Origin of the sequence: Oerskovia jenensis (assembly GCF_016907235.1) — a bacterium.
In the GTDB taxonomy this organism is placed as follows: Bacteria; Actinomycetota; Actinomycetes; order Actinomycetales; family Cellulomonadaceae; genus Oerskovia; species Oerskovia jenensis.
Genome location: NZ_JAFBBO010000001.1, coordinates 232,414 through 249,711, shown reverse-complemented (window position 1 = coordinate 249,711; position 17,298 = coordinate 232,414). Strand labels below are relative to the sequence as shown.

At 73.0% G+C, this 17,298-nt stretch carries 20 protein-coding genes; 5 read left to right on the top strand and 15 right to left on the bottom strand.

Annotation, left to right across the window (positions count from 1 at the left end):
- Position 1: 1 nt before the first annotated feature.
- The 11 genes from carA to JOD49_RS01090 form a co-directional block, all read right to left on the bottom strand.
- Positions 2-1,255, bottom strand: coding sequence for a glutamine-hydrolyzing carbamoyl-phosphate synthase small subunit (carA, locus tag JOD49_RS01140; RefSeq protein WP_205305604.1), 1,254 nt, complete (start codon positions 1,253-1,255; stop codon positions 2-4).
- The gene (locus tag JOD49_RS01135; protein ID WP_307822302.1) at positions 1,252-1,815 is read right to left on the bottom strand and encodes a PH-like domain-containing protein; all 564 of its coding nucleotides are present in this window, start codon (positions 1,813-1,815) and stop codon (positions 1,252-1,254) included. Before JOD49_RS01135 ends, carA begins: the two co-directional genes overlap by 4 nt.
- Positions 1,812-3,158, bottom strand: coding sequence for a dihydroorotase (locus JOD49_RS01130; protein WP_205305603.1), 1,347 nt, complete (start codon positions 3,156-3,158; stop codon positions 1,812-1,814). Before JOD49_RS01130 ends, JOD49_RS01135 begins: the two co-directional genes overlap by 4 nt.
- Positions 3,155-4,168, bottom strand: coding sequence for an aspartate carbamoyltransferase catalytic subunit (locus JOD49_RS01125; RefSeq protein WP_205305602.1), 1,014 nt, complete (start codon positions 4,166-4,168; stop codon positions 3,155-3,157). Before JOD49_RS01125 ends, JOD49_RS01130 begins: the two co-directional genes overlap by 4 nt.
- Positions 4,165-4,830 carry a bifunctional pyr operon transcriptional regulator/uracil phosphoribosyltransferase PyrR gene (pyrR, locus tag JOD49_RS01120; protein WP_205305601.1) on the bottom strand — a complete coding sequence of 222 codons (666 nt, stop codon included), beginning with the start codon at positions 4,828-4,830 and terminating at the stop codon, positions 4,165-4,167. The genes JOD49_RS01125 and pyrR overlap by 4 nt, the downstream gene beginning before the upstream one ends.
- Before the next feature lie 312 nt (positions 4,831-5,142).
- Positions 5,143-5,559 (bottom strand): transcription antitermination factor NusB, encoded by a 417-nt coding sequence (gene nusB, locus JOD49_RS01115; RefSeq protein ID WP_138824391.1) that lies wholly within the window; start codon positions 5,557-5,559, stop codon positions 5,143-5,145.
- A 1-nt stretch (position 5,560) separates the two neighbouring features.
- Positions 5,561-6,124 carry an elongation factor P gene (gene efp / locus JOD49_RS01110; RefSeq protein WP_205305600.1) on the bottom strand — a complete coding sequence of 188 codons (564 nt, stop codon included), beginning with the start codon at positions 6,122-6,124 and terminating at the stop codon, positions 5,561-5,563.
- A gap of 197 nt (positions 6,125-6,321) precedes the next feature.
- A complete protein-coding gene (locus JOD49_RS01105) occupies positions 6,322-6,939 on the bottom strand; it encodes a hypothetical protein (RefSeq protein WP_205305599.1) in 618 nt (205 codons plus the stop codon).
- Complete coding sequence (locus JOD49_RS01100) at positions 6,936-7,550, bottom strand: hypothetical protein (RefSeq protein ID WP_205305598.1); 615 nt, start codon at positions 7,548-7,550, stop codon at positions 6,936-6,938. Before JOD49_RS01100 ends, JOD49_RS01105 begins: the two co-directional genes overlap by 4 nt.
- Positions 7,551-7,633: 83 nt before the next feature.
- A complete protein-coding gene (locus JOD49_RS01095; protein WP_204808982.1) occupies positions 7,634-8,080 on the bottom strand; it encodes a type II 3-dehydroquinate dehydratase in 447 nt (148 codons plus the stop codon).
- Positions 8,081-8,138: 58 nt separating this feature from the next.
- Positions 8,139-8,504: a hypothetical protein gene (locus tag JOD49_RS01090; protein ID WP_205305597.1), complete on the bottom strand. Its 366-nt coding sequence runs from the start codon at positions 8,502-8,504 to the stop codon at positions 8,139-8,141.
- 128 nt (positions 8,505-8,632) lie between these two features.
- Here JOD49_RS01090 and JOD49_RS01085 point away from each other — a divergent pair, with 128 nt between their 5' ends.
- The 3 genes from JOD49_RS01085 to JOD49_RS01075 are packed head-to-tail and all read left to right on the top strand — an operon-like array spanning position 8,633 to position 12,110.
- On the top strand, positions 8,633-10,096 hold the full coding sequence (locus JOD49_RS01085; RefSeq protein ID WP_307822301.1) for an MFS transporter: 1,464 nt from the start codon (positions 8,633-8,635) through the stop codon (positions 10,094-10,096).
- 53 nt (positions 10,097-10,149) lie between these two features.
- The gene (locus JOD49_RS01080; protein WP_307822300.1) at positions 10,150-11,289 is read left to right on the top strand and encodes an alpha/beta fold hydrolase; all 1,140 of its coding nucleotides are present in this window, start codon (positions 10,150-10,152) and stop codon (positions 11,287-11,289) included.
- Positions 11,286-12,110, top strand: coding sequence for a glycerophosphodiester phosphodiesterase family protein (locus tag JOD49_RS01075; protein WP_205305595.1), 825 nt, complete (start codon positions 11,286-11,288; stop codon positions 12,108-12,110). The genes JOD49_RS01080 and JOD49_RS01075 overlap by 4 nt, the downstream gene beginning before the upstream one ends.
- A gap of 112 nt (positions 12,111-12,222) precedes the next feature.
- Here JOD49_RS01075 and aroB read toward each other — a convergent pair whose 3' ends face one another.
- The 3 genes from aroB to aroC are packed head-to-tail and all read right to left on the bottom strand — an operon-like array spanning position 12,223 to position 15,219.
- On the bottom strand, positions 12,223-13,431 hold the full coding sequence (gene aroB, locus JOD49_RS01070; RefSeq protein ID WP_372441179.1) for a 3-dehydroquinate synthase: 1,209 nt from the start codon (positions 13,429-13,431) through the stop codon (positions 12,223-12,225).
- Complete coding sequence (locus JOD49_RS01065; RefSeq protein WP_205305594.1) at positions 13,428-14,000, bottom strand: shikimate kinase; 573 nt, start codon at positions 13,998-14,000, stop codon at positions 13,428-13,430. Before JOD49_RS01065 ends, aroB begins: the two co-directional genes overlap by 4 nt.
- 1 nt (position 14,001) lies before the next feature.
- A complete protein-coding gene (aroC, locus tag JOD49_RS01060) occupies positions 14,002-15,219 on the bottom strand; it encodes a chorismate synthase (RefSeq protein ID WP_205305593.1) in 1,218 nt (405 codons plus the stop codon).
- Between the two features lie 162 nt (positions 15,220-15,381).
- Here aroC and JOD49_RS01055 point away from each other — a divergent pair, with 162 nt between their 5' ends.
- Positions 15,382-16,095, top strand: coding sequence for a prepilin peptidase (locus tag JOD49_RS01055; protein ID WP_307822299.1), 714 nt, complete (start codon positions 15,382-15,384; stop codon positions 16,093-16,095).
- A 212-nt stretch (positions 16,096-16,307) separates the two neighbouring features.
- Entirely contained in the window at positions 16,308-16,433 is a 126-nt protein-coding gene (locus JOD49_RS20445; RefSeq protein ID WP_275588962.1) for a hypothetical protein, read from the top strand.
- Between the two features lie 292 nt (positions 16,434-16,725).
- On the opposite strand, the gene JOD49_RS01050 is transcribed toward JOD49_RS20445, so the two are convergent.
- The gene (locus tag JOD49_RS01050) at positions 16,726-17,160 is read right to left on the bottom strand and encodes a peptidoglycan-binding domain-containing protein (RefSeq protein WP_205305592.1); all 435 of its coding nucleotides are present in this window, start codon (positions 17,158-17,160) and stop codon (positions 16,726-16,728) included.
- Positions 17,161-17,298 lie beyond the last annotated feature (138 nt).

The window sequence follows — 17,298 nt, the reverse complement described above, 5'->3', positions numbered from 1 at the left end:
GTCAGTTCTCCTTTGCGGACGTCGACGGCGTGGCGGCCGAGAGGCCGGCGGCAGTGGCCGCGCCGGACGTCATGAGGTCGAGGAAGCGGTCGAAGAGGTAGGCGGCGTCGTGCGGGCCGGCGGCTGCCTCCGGGTGGTACTGGACCGAGAACGCGGGGATGTCGAGGCACTCGAGCCCCTCCACCACGTTGTCGTTGAGCCCGACGTGCGAGACGACGACGCGGCCGTAGCGCCCGCCGTCGTGCGGCGCGGTCGCCTGCTCCCCGATGGGGGCGTCGACCGCGAAGCCGTGGTTCTGGGATGTGATCTCGACCCTGCGGGTCGCGAGGTCCATCACGGGCTGGTTGATGCCGCGGTGGCCGTACGCGAGCTTGTACGTGCCGAAGCCCAGCGCGCGGCCCAGGATCTGGTTGCCGAAGCAGATGCCGAAGTACGGCAGCCGGCGGTCGAGGACCTCGCGGAGCAGCGCCACCTCGTGCGTCGCGGCGCTCGGGTCACCGGGGCCGTTCGAGAAGAACACGCCGTCGGGGTCGAGGGCCAGGACGTCGTCGATCGTCGAGGACGAGGGCACGACGTGCACACGGATGCCGCGCTCGGACAGGCGCTGCGGGGTCATCGACTTGATGCCGAGGTCCACCGCCACGACCGTCTTGAGCGGCTCCTTGCCGGCGAACTCCCCCGAGGGCTCGACCACGTAGGCCGTGGGGGTGCTGACCTCGCGGGCCAGGTCCGCACCGGCCATCGCGGGGGCGGAACGGACGAGCTCCACGAGCTCCTCGACCGGGCGCAGGTAACCGTCACGCACGAGCGCCTCGCCCGAGAACACCCCGGCCCGCATCACACCGCGGTCACGCAGGTGACGGGTCAGCGCGCGCGTGTCGATGTCGCTGATCCCGACGATCCCCTGCTCGACGAGCTCGTCGGTCAGGGAACCGGCCGAGCGCCAGTTCGACGGGCGTCGCGCGGGGTCGCGGACCACGAAGCCGCTGACCCAGATCTTGCGGGACTCGGGGTCGTCGTCGTTGACCCCGGTGTTCCCGATGTGGGGAGCCGTCATGACGACGATCTGGCGGTGGTAGGACGGGTCGGTCAGCGTCTCCTGGTACCCGGTCATGCCGGTGTTGAAGACGATCTCGCCGAACGTCGTGCCACGGGCCCCGAAGGCGCGGCCCGTCAGGGTCGTGCCGTCCTCGAGGACCAGGACCGCGGTCCGGTCGGTGTCCTGGGCGTCAGTGCTGGGGGTCGAGATGCTCACTGCTGCGGCTCCTTCGAGTCGTCGTTCGGTGCGCTGTCGGCGGCGGGCACAAGCTCGCGGACTGCGTTCAGGAGGGTGGCACGGTCCGGCGAGACCTGCGTCCGGAGTCCGGTGTCCAGACGGGTGGCCGGCGCGTCGCCGGCAGCGGGGACGGTCCAGGTCAGCACGACCAGACCGTCCTTGCCGACGTACTTGCCCGCCATGCCGGGGGCCAGCGAGACGGCCTCGAGGGCGCTCGCGGCCAGGAAGAGGTCCGGCGCGCCCTGGCGGGTGATGAGCACCCCGCCGCGGTGCACGGTCACGGTCGCGTTCGACCGGAAGCCGAGGCGGTGGGCCCCGACACGGGCGAGCCAGTCGCCCGCGAGCGTGCTGGACACGTAGACCGCGGTAAGCGGCCCGGCGAGGACCTCGCCGAGGTCGCCGTCCGGGACCGCCGGCGGGGCCGGGACGGTCTGGGCGGTGCGCGTCGTCAGGCGCTTGAGGCCCACGAAGACGACCGCGAGCAGGACGAGGCCGATCACGACCCAGATGCCGACCGCGACGGGCAGGGGGAGGTTCACGACCGCACCCCCGCGACCTGCTCGACGGGAGCGCCGTCCAGGACCGTCGCGCGACCGCGCAGGAACGTCGCGACGACGCGGCCCGGGAGCTCGTAGCCGTGGAAGGGGGTGTTGGTGCTGGCCGTGGCCTGCGTGCGGCCGTCGACCACGCGGCGGGCCGCCGGGTCCACGAGGACCACGTTGGCGGGCTCGCCGACCGCCAGGGGGCGCCCCTGCGCCGTCGGGCCCTCGTCGATGCGGCCGATGCGCGCGGGCGCCGCCGACAGGACGCGGGCCACGTCGGCCCAGGTCATGCGACCCGCGTCGACCATGGTCTGCTGCACGACGCTGAGCGCCGTCTCCAGGCCGGTCATCCCGAACGCGGCCGCGGCCCACTCGCAGTCCTTGTCCTCGCGCGTGTGCGGGGCGTGGTCGGTCGCGACGATGTCGATCGTGCCGTCCGCCAGTCCCTGGCGCACGGCCTCGACGTCCACCGCGGTGCGCAGCGGCGGGTTGACCTTGAACGTCGGGTCGTAGTCCCGGGCGAGCTCGTCCGTCAGGACGAGGTGGTGCGGCGTGACCTCGGCCGTGACGTCGATCCCGCGGCCCTTGGCCCAGCGGACGATCTCGACCGAGCCGGCCGTCGACAGGTGGCACACGTGCAGGCGCGAGCCCACGTGCTCGGCGAGCAGCACGTCGCGCGCGATGATCGCCTCCTCGGCGACCGCGGGCCAGCCCGCGAGGCCGAGCTCGGCCGAGACGACGCCCTCGTTCATCTGGGCGCCCTCCGTGAGGCGCGGCTCCTGCGCGTGCTGGGCCACGACGCCGTCGAACGCCTTGACGTACTCCAGGGCGCGGCGCATGAGGATGGGGTCCCAGACGCACTTTCCGTCGTCGGAGAAGACGCGCACGCGCGCGGCCGAGTCGGCCATGGCGCCGATCTCGGCGAGCTGGTGGCCCTCGAGGCCGACGCTGACCGCGCCGACCGGGTGGACGTCGACCCAGCCCGCGTCGCGCCCGATGCGCCACACCTGCTCGACGACGCCCGCGGTGTCCGCGACCGGGGTCGTGTTGGCCATGGCGTGCACGGCCGTGAAGCCGCCCACCGCTGCGGCGCGCGTGCCCGAGACGATGGTCTCGGCGTCCTCGCGGCCCGGCTCGCGCAGGTGCGTGTGCAGGTCGACGAGGCCGGGCAGGGCGACCAGGCCGGTCGCGTCGACGGCCGTCTCGTCGTCCGCGACGGGGCTGTGCGCCGCGCGGATCGCGGTGATCACGCCGTTCGACAGGACCAGGTCGACGGGGTCGGCGCCCAGCGGGGCCGCGCCCTGCAGGACGTAGGTGGGGTTCGTGGTCTGCTCGCTCATTCGAGTCCAGCCCTTTCCTTCGATGCGTCGCCCGCGAGGAGCAGGTAGAGGACGGCCATGCGGACCGCCACGCCGTTGGCGACCTGCTCGACGATCACCGCGCGCGGTGAGTCGGCGGCCTCGGCGGAGATCTCCAGGCCACGGTTCATGGGGCCGGGGTGCATGACGATCGTGTGGTCCGGCAGGAGCGCCAGGCGGCGCCCGTCGAGGCCGTAGTTGCGCGTGTACTCGAGCGGGTTGGGGAAGAACGCTCCCCCACCGGCGCCCGAGCCGCTCATGCGCTCGCGCTGGACGCGAAGCATCATCACGGCGTCGGGGGCGGTCTCGGCGAGGACCTCGTCGAGGTGGTACGACACGTCGCACGGCCACGTCTCGACGCCCACGGGCACGAGCGTGGGCGGCGCCACCAGGGTGACCTGCGCGCCGAGCGTGTGCAGCAGGTGGACGTTGGAGCGCGCGACGCGCGAGTGCAGCACGTCGCCCACGACCGCGATCTTGAGGCCCGCGAGGTCCTGACCGGTCGGGTCACCCACGATCGACGCCCCTGCGGCACCGCGCCCCACGAGGTGGCGACGCATCGTGAAGGCGTCGAGCAGGGCCTGCGTCGGGTGCTGGTGCATGCCGTCGCCCGCGTTGACGACGGCCGCCTCGACCCAGCCCGCGTGCGCGAGCGTGTGCGGCGCGCCCGAGGCCTGGTGACGGATCACGACCGCGTCCGCGCCCATGGCCTGGAGCGTGAGGGCCGTGTCCTTGAGGGACTCGCCCTTGGAGACGCTCGAGCCCTTGGCCGAGAAGTTGATGACGTCGGCCGACAGGCGCTTGGCCGCGGTCTCGAACGAGATCCGGGTGCGCGTCGAGTCCTCGAAGAACAGGTTCACGACCGTGCGCCCGCGCAGCGTGGGGAGCTTCTTGATCTCCCGCGACTGCGTGGCGGCCATCTGGGCGGCCGTGTCGAGGATGCGGATCGCGTCGGCGCGCGAGAGGTCCGCGGTGGACAGCAGGTGCTTCATCGGGTGCCCTCGCTGGAGGTGGTGGGCCGCTGGCTGATGAGGACCGCGTCGGTCACGGACCCGCCTGCGTCGGACGCGCCGTCGGACGCGCCGTCGGTCTCGACGAGGCGCACGCTCACGCGCTCGGAGAGCGACGTGGGCAGGTTCTTGCCCACGTAGTCGGGGCGGATCGGCAGCTCGCGGTGCCCACGGTCGACGAGCGCGGCGAGCTGGACCGCGCGGGGGCGACCGATGTCGCTGATCGCGTCGAGCGCGGCGCGGATGGTGCGCCCGGAGAACAGCACGTCGTCGACCAGGACGACGATCTTGCCGTCGATCCCGGACGCGGGCAGCCGCGTCGCACCGATGGTCCGCACGGGGTGCTTGTGGAGGTCGTCGCGGTACATCGTGACGTCGAGCTCACCGACGACGTCCGCGGGGACCAGGCCGGGCTCGATGGTCGCCAGGCGCTCGGCGAGCCGCTCGGCCAGGGGGACGCCACGCGTCGGGATGCCCAGGAGGACCACGTCGTGCGCGCCCTTGTTGCGCTCGACGACCTCGTGGGCGATGCGGGTCAGTGCCCGCGCGATCTCGGCTTCGCCGAGAACGGTGGTCACGCCGTCCGAGGGGTCCTCGGGGGTGACGGTCGGTTCGGAAGATGGCACAGCAGGCCCAGAACTCATTCTGGTGACCTCCTTCCCCGCCTCACTGGACGGGCCTTAAAGGAAATCTGACGCCTTCACCCTACCTCTCGTCCGGACAGGACCCGGGTGCTTCTCACGGGCTGGGCGGGCGTCGTTGATCACATCGGGGTCGCGGGCGCACCGCGCCACGCGGCCGGCCGTCGGCGGGCGCCGGCAGGGCCGTCCACGGGGCCGCACGCACGTGTGCCGGCCCCGTCACGAGGACGGGACCGGCACACGACGGCACGTGGCGTCACCTGGGCGCGGGCGACGAGGCCGCGCGTCCGGGGGACGCACGGAGAGGTCCGGGCCTCAGGCAAGGATCGTCGGCTTCATCTCCTCGATGCGAGCCAGCAGGCCGTTGACGAAGCTCGGCGAGTCGTCCGTGGACAGCTCGCGAGCCAGGTCGACGGCCTCGTCGATCGCGACGGCGTCGGGGACGTCGTCGTTGTAGAGGATCTCCCAGCTGCCGATGCGCAGGAGCGCACGATCGACCGCGGGCATGCGGTCGAGCGTCCACCCGTGCGAGTAGGTCTCGAGGAGCTCGTCGATCCGCTCGCGGTGCGCCAGGACGCCCTCGACGAGGTCCACGCTGTACTGCGGCAGGGGCGTCTGGGTGCCCGAGTCGACGACCCGGTCGGCGAGGAGGGTCTGCGGGTCCAGCTGGCGCTGCTCGGCCTCGAAGAGGACGTCGAGGGCGCGCTTGCGTGCCTTGGTTCGAGCACCCACGTCAGTCGTTCACGCGCCCCAGGTAGGAGCCGTCGCGGGTGTCGACCTTGACCTTGGTGCCCTGCTCGAGGAAGAGCGGGACCTGGATCTGCGCACCGGTCTCGAGGGTCGCGGGCTTGGTGCCACCGGTCGAGCGGTCGCCCTGCAGGCCCGGCTCGGTGTAGGTGATCTCGAGGACGACCGACGGAGGGAGCTCGACGTAGAGCGGGACGCCCTCGTTGGTCGCGACGAGCGCGTTCTGGCTCTCCAGCATGTAGTCGGCGGCGTCGCCCACGGTCGCGGCCGGGACCGTGATCTGGTCGTACGTCGAGGTGTCCATGAAGACGAAGTCGTCGCCGTCCTTGTACAGGTACTGCATGTCGCGCTTGTCGACGTTCGCGGTCTCGATCTTGAGGCCGGCATTGAAGGTCTTGTCGACGGTCTTGCCGGACAGGACGTTCTTCATCTTGGTGCGAACGAAGGCGCCACCCTTGCCGGGCTTGACGTGCTGGAACTCGATGATCGTCCACAGCTGGCCGTCGAGCTTGAGCACGGTGCCGTTCTTGATGTCGTTGGTCGTCGCCACGTTCGGTCTTCCTGTCGCGTTGTCATGGTGCTGCCGTCGGGGTGCCTCACCGCGCGATCCGCGTGCGAGCCACTGATGCGCACACGTTCGGGTGCGCGCCCTGGCGGTAGCCGGCCTTCCCTGGCGGGCTCCCCGGGCTTCGCTGGGCGCACGTCGGCGCTGCGAGTTCTCAGGGGCCGCGAAAGGCCCGGTCCAGTCTACCGGAGGAGTCCCAGGATCGCTGCGCCGAGCAGTCCGACCCCACCTGCCCAGATCATCGAGGTGAGCGTGCCGATCAGGAAGCGCTCGGCGCCGACCGGGTGCTCGCGCAGCTCGGGGTAGCGCCCGAGGCCCTTGATGGCCACCACGACGGCGATCCCGGCCGGGTATCCGGCGAGCAGGCAGCCCGTGATCGCGAGGCGTTCGAGGATCCCGATCCAGGTCCCGCCGCGCAGCGTCCGGACGGCTTCGACGCCCACGGGCCCGCCAGGGTCCGACGGCGTCGCACCGGTCGCCGGGGCGGGCGCAGCGGGCACGTGCGTCGCCGAGGGCCCTGTGGGCGCTGAGGCCGCGGGGGCCGGCGCGGGGGGCCCTGCCGCGGGCGGAGGGGGCACGGGAGCGCTCGCCGCCGTGGCGACCCCCGCGGCGGGGACGACGCGTCCGGGCGGCGGTGGGACGGGGCCGGGGTCCCGGGCGGGTGGGACCTCGCCCTCCGCCTCGGAGCGACGCGCGGCGGCCCGCAGGACCCACGGCGTCACGAGCATGCCGCCCAGCACGCTCAGCACGAGCGTCGCCAGCACGACCCCTGCGACGGCCAGACCGGTGGTGAAGCTCATGCGTCCGCCTCCTGGAGGAGCCTCGTTGCTACCGGCCGGACGGCCGATTCCTCGGACCACAGGCTCGCGCGCAGCCGTTGGCTCACGGCCTGCTCGCTGATCCCGAGGTCTCGGGCCACATCCTTCTGGGTGCCACCCACACGCGCCAGCGCGTCCACGACCTCCCACCCCGCCGGGGTGCGGCGGGCGCCGACGGCGAGCAGGAGCCGCAGGAGCGCCTCGACCTCTCCCGCCGCGGCAGGATCCGGCCCCTCGACCGCGAGCGGGATGTGTGTGCGGCGGGTCTTGGCCCGCTCGACCGCGGCCCGGGCGTGCACGAAAGCCGACCCGGACGCCTCGCGCGAGGCCGAGGGCAGGTGACCGTCCTGGCCGGGCAGCACGGTCCCGAGGCCGAGGCCCGTGCTCCACCCTCCCCACCTGCCCAGGGCGAGGACGATCTCCACGACGAGCGCGGCGTCGTCGAGCACGGCCTGGACCTCGTCGCCGACGGTGCGGTCGAAGCCGATGACGATCCCGTCCCGCGCGTCGAAGGGCGCGAGCGCGGCGAGCACCTCCGGCACGAGGTCTCCTCGGCGGGTGCTGGCCCTCTGGTCCACGGTCAGGACGAACATCCCTCCACGGTAGACGCTTGATCCCTCATGATCAATGGCTGGGGCTTGATGGGTGGGAATCAAGCCCCACCACTTGAGGAGTCCTAGACCGCGAGCTTCGACACGATCGCGAGGACCGCCAGGCGGTACGAGTCGAACCCGAACCCGGCCACCGTCCCCGTCGCCACCCCGCCGATGACCGAGTTGTGGCGGAACTCCTCGCGCGCGGCCGGGTTGCTCAGGTGCACCTCGACCAGCAGCAGGCCCGCCTTGGTCACCTGCGCCGCCGCGTCGCGCAGGGCGTACGAGTAGTGCGTGAACGCCGCGGGGTTGAGCACCACGTGCGCGCCGTCGTCGACCGCACCGTGCAGCCACCCGACCAGCTCCGACTCGTCGTCCGTCTGACGCACCTGGACCTCGAGGCCGTTCTCCGCCCCCCAGCGCTCCCCCGCCGCGACCAGGTCGGCGTAGGACGCCGCGCCGTAGACGTCGGGCTCGCGGACGCCCAGGCGACCGAGGTTGGGACCGTTGAGGATCAGGACACGAGTCATGCGCAGAGCCTAGCGGGGAGGGCGCGGCCGTGGCCGTGACCGTCCATGCCCGGCCGGCTCACGAACGAGCCAGGAACGTCCAGCGAACGTCGCGATGGCGCCAGATCTCGCGCCGAGCCAGCACCTCCACGGACAGCTCGACCCGGGGACGGGGGCCGAGCAGCATCTCGAGCTCGTCGACGATCTCCTCGAGATCTTCCTGAGCCTTCGCGGTTCGTCGCTCGAGCACGCCGAGGAGCGTGAGGTCGTACCCGTCGACCCGGACCCCCAGTGCGACCGCGTTGCGAGGAACCAGCCCGAGCGACGCCTGCGCCACCTGCGCGACGACGTAGTTCTCCCAGACCGGGGCTCGGCCCGGGTACTCGGGCGTCGGCATGGCCAGGGCACGTCCGCCGGGGCCGTCGCCCTCCGCTCGATCTCCCACGAACGCCACCCTTTCTGCACGGGGCACCGGCCGCCGCAGCGCGGCCGGGCAAGGTGCCCCGACCGTACAGCAGGCCCCGTCCCCTGGGCGTTCACCTCCACGCCCGCCGGACGGTCTACGATGCGCGCGTGCCTGATCACACGAACGTGACCCCCGCCACATCCGACGGCGACGCCCCCAGCGCCCCCGACGCAGGCCACGGCTCCCCCGCGCCCCGTCCTGCGGTCGGTCGCCGCCAGGTCCTCGCCTGGTCCCTGTGGGACTGGGGGTCGGCCGCGTTCAACGCCGTCGTCACGACCTTCGTCTTCACGCGCTGGATCACGAGCGACGCGTTCGTCGAGGCCGGCGCGGCCGACCCCCAGGCAGTCATGGCCGACCACACTGCCTGGCTCGGGTGGGGGCTCACCATCGCCGGGGCCCTCATCGCGCTGCTCGCGCCCGCGCTCGGGGCGCTCGCGGACGCCTCGGGCCGGCGCAAGGTGTGGCTCGGGGTCAACACCGCGGCGACCGTCGCGGCCATGGTCGCGATGTTCTTCGTGCAGCCGACCCCCGGGTCGCTGTCCGACGCCGTGATCCTGGGCATCGTGCTGCTCTCGGCGGGCAACGTCTTCTTCGAGCTGGCCTCGGTCGCGTACAACGCGCTGCTGCTCGACATCTCCACACCGCGCACGATCGGGCGCATCAGCGGCATCGGGTGGGGCGCCGGGTACGTCGGCGGGATCGTGCTGCTGCTCGTGCTGTTCGTCGGCTTCATCAACCCGGAGGTCGGCTGGTTCGGGATCACGGGCGCCGACGGCCTGGACATCCGCGTCAGCGTCCTGCTGTCCGCCGTGTGGTTCGCGGTGTTCGCGATCCCCGTGCTCCTCGCGGTCCCCGAGTCACCGCGCCGCGGCGGCTCGACCCCGATCGGCGTCGTCGGCGCCTACCGCAAGCTCGGCCGCGACCTGGTGCACCTGTGGCGCACCCGCCGCTCGACGCTCGGCTACCTCGTCGCGAGCGCCGTCTACCGCGACGGCCTCGCGGGCGTCTTCACGTTCGGTGCCGTGATCGCGTCGGGCACGTTCGGCTTCAGCGCGAGCGAGGTCATCGTGTTCGCGATCGCGGCGAACGTCGTCGCGGGACTGTCCACGATCGCGGCCGGCTGGCTCGACGACAGGATCGGACCGCGACGGGTGATCCTCGCCTCGCTCGTGGGCCTCGTCATCTCCGGCACCGCGGTCTTCGTCCAGCACGACGGCGGCGCGAGCGTCTTCTGGCTGTGGGGTCTGCTGCTGTGCGCGTTCGTCGGCCCGGCGCAGTCCGCGAGCCGCGGGCTCCTCGGACGGATCAGCGACGAGGGCCGCGAGGCCGAGGCGTTCGGCCTGTACGCGACCACGGGGCGCGCGGCGAGCTTCCTGGCCCCCATGGCCTTCGCGACGATGGTCGCCGTGTCCGGTCAGCAGTACTGGGGCATCCTGGGGATCGTCGCCGTGATCCTCGTGGGCCTCGTGCTCATGCTCTTCGTGCGCTTCCCCGCCGGGGACGGCGTGGACGGCGGCAAGGACCTCGCGACGACGCCCGCGGGGCCGGCAGGGTCGAGCACGGAGGTCTGAGGATGGTGGAGCCGGTCATGACAGGCACGGCGGGCAGGACCGGCACAGCAGGCGTGCCAGACACGAGGCTGCCGTGGGAGCCCGACCGGCTGCTCGACGGGTTCGAGGCCGCGACCCTGCCCACGGGCGGCCCTCCGCCCGCGGCGAGGAACGGCCTCTTCGCGCTCGTCCCTCCCCTGCCCCACCGGGCCGCGAGCGCCGCCCCGGACCGTGACGCGGACCCTGGCCCCGTGACGGTCCCCGAGCCCGCGCCGGCGCCCGTCGCGACGCTCGTGCGGAGAGCGCCGGGCCCAGACCCAGGCAGCGTCTCGGACGGCCCGCGTGGCGTCTTCCTGCACGTGCACGGGTACAACGACTACTTCTTCCAGGGGCACCTCGCGCGGGCGGTCGAGGACGCGGGCTACGCGTTCTTCGCGGTGGACCTGCGCGCGGCGGGTCGGTCGTGGCGCCCGGGGCAGGTGCCGCACTTCGTCGAGGACCTGCGGGAGCCCGCGACGGACCTGTCGGTCGCGGTCGCGGCCGTCCGGGGCCTGCACCCGGGGCTGCCGGTCGTGGTGCATGCGCACTCGACGGGAGGGCTCGTGGCGCCGTTGTGGGCGCACGCGCACCGTCACGGGCGCCTGATCGACGCGCTCGTGCTGGACTCGCCGTTCCTCGACCTCAACTCGAGCTGGCTGAACCGGACGATCGCCACCCGCGTGCTCGACGCCGTCGGGCCGTGGTCTCCGCTCGCCGTGCTGAGCGCAGCGCCCTCGGCGTACGCGGCGCACCTGCTCGCCGCGAACGGGGGCCGGTGGGACTTCGACCCGACGCTCAAGCGTCCCGAGGGTCTGCCCGTGCGGGCGGGGTGGTTGCGCGCAGTGCGGCAGGGACAGGCACGGCTGGCGCGGGGGCTCGACGTCTCGTGCCCCGTGCTGGTCGCGCACTCGGCGTCCTCGGGGCCCGACGACCTGGACAACCCGCTGCTCGACTCGCAGGACACGGTCCTGGACGTCGCCCAGATCGAGCGGCTCGCGCCGCGCATCGGGTCGGACGTGACGGTCCGGGCGATCGAGGGCGGGGTGCACGACCTCACGCTGTCCGCGCAGGGCCCGCGGCTCGCCTACCTGGACGCGGTGTTGGGCTGGCTCGGCGACCGGGTCGGGCAGGGCGACGTGCAGGGCGACGGGCGCGCAGCGGGCGCCGCCCGATGAGTGGTCCCGAGTCCCGGGGCGGCCGCCCGGGCGCCTGGCACCACCCCTACCTCGACTCCCCCATCGGTTTCGTGGCGCTCGCGCACCGGGGATTTTCCCGGGACGGGCTCGAGAACTCGCTCGCGGCGTTCGCCGCGGCCCGGGACCTGGGCTTCCGCTACGTCGAGACCGACGCGCACGCGACGTCCGACGGCGTCGCGGTCGCCCTGCACGACGCGAGCCTGGACCGGACGTCCGACGGCACGGGCCTGGTCGTGGACCTGCCCTGGGAGACCGTGCGACGCGCGCGGATCGGTGGGGTCGAGCCCGTCCCGCTCCTGGAGGACGTCCTGGGGACCTGGCCGGACCTGCGCGTGAACGTCGACGTCAAGGCGGACTCCGCCGTCGGGCCGGTCGCCCGTGCGATCGAACGCACCCGTGCGCACGAGCGGGTGTGCGTCACGTCGTTCTCTCCCGTCCGGCGTCGTCGGACGGTCGCTCTCCTGACCCGGCCGGTGGCCACCTCGACCGGGACGAGCGAGGTCGCCACGTTCCTGCTCGCCGCCCGGGCGGGGGCTCCCCGGTGGCCGTTCGGGGCCCTGGCCTCGTGGGCGCTGCGGGGCGCGGACTGCCTGCAGGTCCCCGTGGCCCACGGCCGAGTGAGCGTCGTGGACGCCCGGTCGGTGGCCGCCGCGCACGCCGCGGGGCGCCAGGTGCACGTGTGGACGATCAACGACCCCGTCGAGATGGTGCGCCTGCTGGACCTGGGCGTGGACGGCATCGTGACCGACCGGGCGGACCTGCTGCGCGACGTGCTGGCCGCGCGGGGCCGCTGGGGCTGACGCCGCTGCCTCGTCGCGCCCGGCGCCTCCGCGACGGGACGACGCACGGCCCGCCTCCCCGAACAGGGAGGCGGGCCGTGGTGGTGCCGTGCAGGGACCCGACGGCGGCGCGTCAGAGGGCGATCGGGCCGCCCCTCGGGGCGTCGATCGAGATCTCGGCGTACGCGGCCGCGAGGAGCGCAGGGTCCGGGCCCTCGAGGCGCCCGGGCTTGGCCAGGCCGTCGAGCACCACGAAACGCAGCATGTCGCCGCGCGACTTCTTGTCGCGGCGCATCGCGGACAGGAGCTGCTCCCACCGGTCGCCGCGGTAGGTCAGCGGCAGGCCCAGGCTGCCGAGGATCGCGCGGTGGCGGTCCACGGTCTCGTCGTCGAGGCGCCCCGCGAGGCGTGCGAGCTCGGCCGCGAAGACCATCCCGACCGACACGGCCGCGCCGTGACGCCACGCGTAGCGCTCGGTGAGCTCGACCGCGTGGCCCAGGGTGTGCCCGTAGTTGAGGATCTCGCGCAGGCCGGCCTCCTTGAGGTCCTCGCCCACGACCCGCGCCTTGACCGCGACGGAACGCTCGATGAGCTCGACGACCACGGCCCACGTCGAGGCAGGCACCTCGGCCCCGCCCCATGCCTTGAGCTCGTCGACGTTCTCCTCGACGAGCTCGAGGATGCGCGGGTCGGCGATGAAGCCGGTCTTGACGATCTCCGCGAGCCCGGCGACGAAGTCGAACTTGGGCAGCGACTCGAGGGCCGCGACGTCGCACAGGACCCCCGCGGGCGGGTGGAACGCGCCCACGAGGTTCTTGCCCTCGGCCGTGTTGATGCCCGTCTTGCCGCCTACCGCCGCGTCGACCATGGCGAGCAGCGTCGTCGGGACGTGCACGACCTTGATGCCGCGCAGCCAGGTCGCGGCGACGAAGCCCGCGAGGTCGGTCGTGGCGCCGCCGCCGACCGAGACGATCGCGTCGCTGCGCGTGAAGTCGGCCTGACCGAGCACCTGCCACAGGAACGCCGCGACCTGCGCGGTCTTGGCCTCCTCGGCGTCGGGGACCTCGGCGATGTACGCCTCGTAGCCGACCGCGAGCAGGTCCTCGCGGACCGTGTCCGCGGACGTCGCGAGCGCGGCCGGGTGGATCACGAGGACGCGCCGCACGTCCGGGCCCAGCATCGTGGGCAGCTCGCCCAGGAGGTGACGCCCGATGAGGACGTCGTAGGGCTGGGCGCCCTCGACGCGCACGCGGGCCGGGGTCGCCGGGGTGCCCTGCGGGACGTCGGTGGTCGCGGCTGCGCGGGACGGCCCGTCGGTCTCGGTCGTCTGCTGGTCGTTCACTGCTCGCTCCTCGTCTGGTCGGCCGCGACGTCCTGGGACGTGCCGCCGAGTGCTGCTTCGATCTCCCCGGCCACCTGGCGGGGGCTGCGCGCGTCCGTGACGACCCGCACCGTGGCGAGCCGCTCGTAGACGGGACGACGCTGCTCCATGAGCGCCTGCCACCTGGCCCGGGGGTTGCCGAGCAGCAGGGGGCGCGCCTGGTTGAACCCGACCCGCGGCCCGGCGTGGGCCAGGGACACGTCGAGGAAGACCACGACGCCCCCCGTGGCCGAGTAGGCCGCCAGGGCCGTCTGGGAGTGCTCGTCGAGGACGGCACCGCCCCCCAGGGCGAGGACGCCCTCGTGGACCGCGAGCGCCTGGGTCACGGCCTCGCGCTCGAGGTCGCGGAAGTGCGGCTCGCCGTCCTCGAGGAAGACGTCGGCGACGGTCTTGCCCGCGAGGACCTCGACGTCGGTGTCGGTGTCACGGGCCGCGAGACCCAGACGTTCGGCCAGGACGTTCGCGACCGTGGACTTGCCGCTGCCGGGAGGGCCGATGAGGACGACGCGCGGGCCGCTGGTCGTGGTCATCTCAGCGCAGCAGCTCGGGGACCGACGCGAGGTAGCCCTCGACGTTGCGGCGGACCTCGGAGACCGAGTCCCCGCCGAACTTCTCCAGGACGGCCTCGGCGAGGACGAGCGCGACCATGGCCTCCGCGACGACGGCCGCGGGCGGCACGGCGCACACGTCCGAGCGCTGGTGCTGGGCCTTGGCAGGTTCGCCCGTCGCGACGTCGACCGTCGCGAGGGCGCGCGGCACCGTGGAGATGGGCTTCATGGCCGCACGCACGCGCAGCACCTCGCCGTTGGACATGCCGCCCTCGACGCCGCCCGCACGGTTGCTGAGGCGGTGCAGGTGACCGTCCTCGCCGCGCACGATCTCGTCGTGCGCCTGCGAGCCGCGACGGCGTGCGGTGCGGAAGCCGTCGCCGACCTCGACGCCCTTGATGGCCTGGATCCCCATGAGCACGGCCGCGAGGCGAGCGTCGAGGCGGCGGTCCGACTGCACGTAGGTGCCCAGCCCCGACGGGACGCCGTACGCCAGGACCTCGACCACGCCGCCCAGGGTGTCGCCGTCCTTGTGGCACTCGTCGATCTCGGCGACCATCGCGGCGGAGCTCGCGGGGTCGAAGCAGCGGACCGGGTCGGCGTCGAGCCGCGCGACGTCGTCGGGGTGCGGGAGCGCCGCGTCCTGCGGCACGTCGACCGTGCCGATGCCCACGACGTGCGAGACGAGGCGGATCCCGGCGGCCTGCTCGAGGAACTTGGCCGCGGCCACCCCGAGCGCGACGCGGGTCGCGGTCTCGCGGGCCGAGGCGCGTTCCAGGACCGGACGGGCGTCGTCGAACGCGTACTTGCGCATGCCGATCAGGTCCGCGTGCCCGGGACGGGGGCGCGTCAGGGGACGGTTGCGGGCGATCTCCCGCACGTCACCCGTCCCGGCGTCGACCTGCAGCGCCTCGGCGGGCACGGGGTCCGCGCTCATGACGTCGATCCACTTGGGCCACTCGGTGTTGGCGATCTCGATCGCGAGCGGCCCGCCCTGCGTCAGCCCCAGGCGCAGGCCCGCGAGGATGCGGACCTCGTCCTGCTCGAACTTCATGCGCGCACCGCGCCCGTACCCGAGGCGGCGGCGCGCGAGCGCGTCCTGCACGTCCCTCGTCACGAGCTCGACCCCTGCGGGCAGCCCTTCCAGGATGCCGACCAGCGCCGGACCGTGCGACTCACCCGATGTCAACCAACGAAGCATGAGGAGAATCCTCCCACGTCACGCGGCGCGCCCCCGAACCCGCCCGCACTGCGGACCGGCGCCCCGGTCGCGTCCCGCCTGCCACGTCGGGCGGCGTGAGCGAGGCGGCGGGCCTGTGGACGACGCCTGCCCCGGCGCGGCGCGCTGCGCTAGGTTCGCCGGGTGACGAACGCAGGGGGCGGGGGCCCGGTCGACGCGCCGGGGCAGGACGGTTCCGTGACGACGAGCGCGGGCGAGGTCGGAGCGGCGGGCCCGTCCGCCGGGCACCTGCCGGCCCGGGCCTGGCGCCGGGCCGGCAGCGAGGTGCGCCCGCACCGGCGCGCCGCCCTCACGGTGGCGGCGGTGGCCGTGCCCGCGACCGTCGCGGGGATGGTGAGCGCGGGCCAGCCCGTCGCGCTGCTGCCCGCGGCCGGGTACCTCGCGCTCGTGGGGTCGGCGCTCGCCGTGATCGATGCCCGCACGCACCGTCTCCCGGACGCCCTGGTCCTGCCGTCGTACCCGCTCCTGGTAGCGCTGCTGGGCCTGGCGAGCGTCCTCGGGCCCGACGGCGGCGCGATCGCCCGCGCCCTGGCCGGCGGTCTGGGCCTCTACGGCGCGTACTTCCTGCTGGCCCTCGCCCCGTCGGGGCTGGGCTTCGGAGACGTCAAGCTCGCGGGGCTCGTCGGTGCGGTGCTCGCGGCGTGCGGGTGGGCCGAGCTCGCCGTGGGGGCGAGCTCGGCCTTCTTCCTCGGCGGCGCCTGGGCCGTCGTCCTGCTCGCCGCCGGGCGGGCAGGACGACGCACCGCGATCCCGTTCGGACCGTTCATGCTCGCGGGCGCGTTCGTCGGTCTGATCGGTGGTCCCGCAGTGCTCGATGAGGCGCTGCTGGTCGGTTGATCCGGGCTGGCGAACGCGACGCTCCGGGCGCACAGCGTGCGTCGGGTGGCGGGGGGAGTACGTACGCCGTCGTCGGCCAGGACCGGGCGGGACGCTTGCGGAGCCGCTCCGGGCCCCCTGGTCCTGGTCTCGTTGCGGATGACGCGCTGGTAGCAGGACCAGCAGATGCACCCGACTATCGGAGGCCAGCTGACGGCGCACTTGGACGCAGGGTGTCCCACTGCTTGTCGATGCGCTTCGCCGGGTACCTCGCCCGGGAGGGAATCGCGACCTCGATCGGCACCGTCGGCGACGACAACTACCTGATGGAGTCAATCATCGGGCTCTTCAAGAACTAATACACGAAGTTCGGTCCAATCGCCACCCGGCCGATAAAGAGCCTGGTTGACGTCATGATGGCAACCATGGCCTGGGTCGGCTGGTGGAGTCACCGCCGACTGCACACGACCATCGCGATACTCACCCCTGCCGAGGCCGAAATCACCTACTAAGCTACAACTCCCGCGTTCCAGCCGGAGCCGCAGCGAGCATATAGACGGCACGGAAAGCGTGACGGTTCAAGGCGTTACGCCCCTGCGAGGTTCCTGGCCGGCGTGGCACCAGCAGTGGTGCCACGCCGACTGGGGTTGATCAGAGCTTCCTGCAGAACTGCGTGCCACTGCCGTTCGCGTAGCCCGAGTGCGCGATCGCCTTGGCGGTCACGGGGCCGTAGACACCGTCGGCAGCGACTCCGACCCTCTTCTGCGCCGCGATGAGCGCCGATCGGGTCGCGGGCCCGAAGGAACCGTCGACTGCGATGTTCTGGCCATAGCAGAACCTGAGGCTCTCCTGCAGCAGGCTGACGGGGTACCCGGTACGCCCCTGGGAGAGGGTGCAGTTGTAAGTTGTCGTGCTGCCGCTCACAAATCCGGGCACGCCGGAGTTTCCGGCGGGCAGGTAGTGGTTGTTGCAGAACGGAATGGCCGCCGAGGCGGGAGCCGCGACTGCCGTTGCGACGGCGATGCCGCCGAGGGTGAGAGTGAGGGTGACAAGGGCGCTGACTGTGCGTCGCGAAATCTGCTGCATTTGGAAGACCTCCGAGTTATCCTTTTCGCGCCTGTTGACGGCCCGGGAACTGTAGCAGATCGTCGACGTGAGCACTCGAACATCAAGCAGTCGAGCGCGGCAGGGGCCGGAGGACGGTCACATTCTCCAATCCCTTCC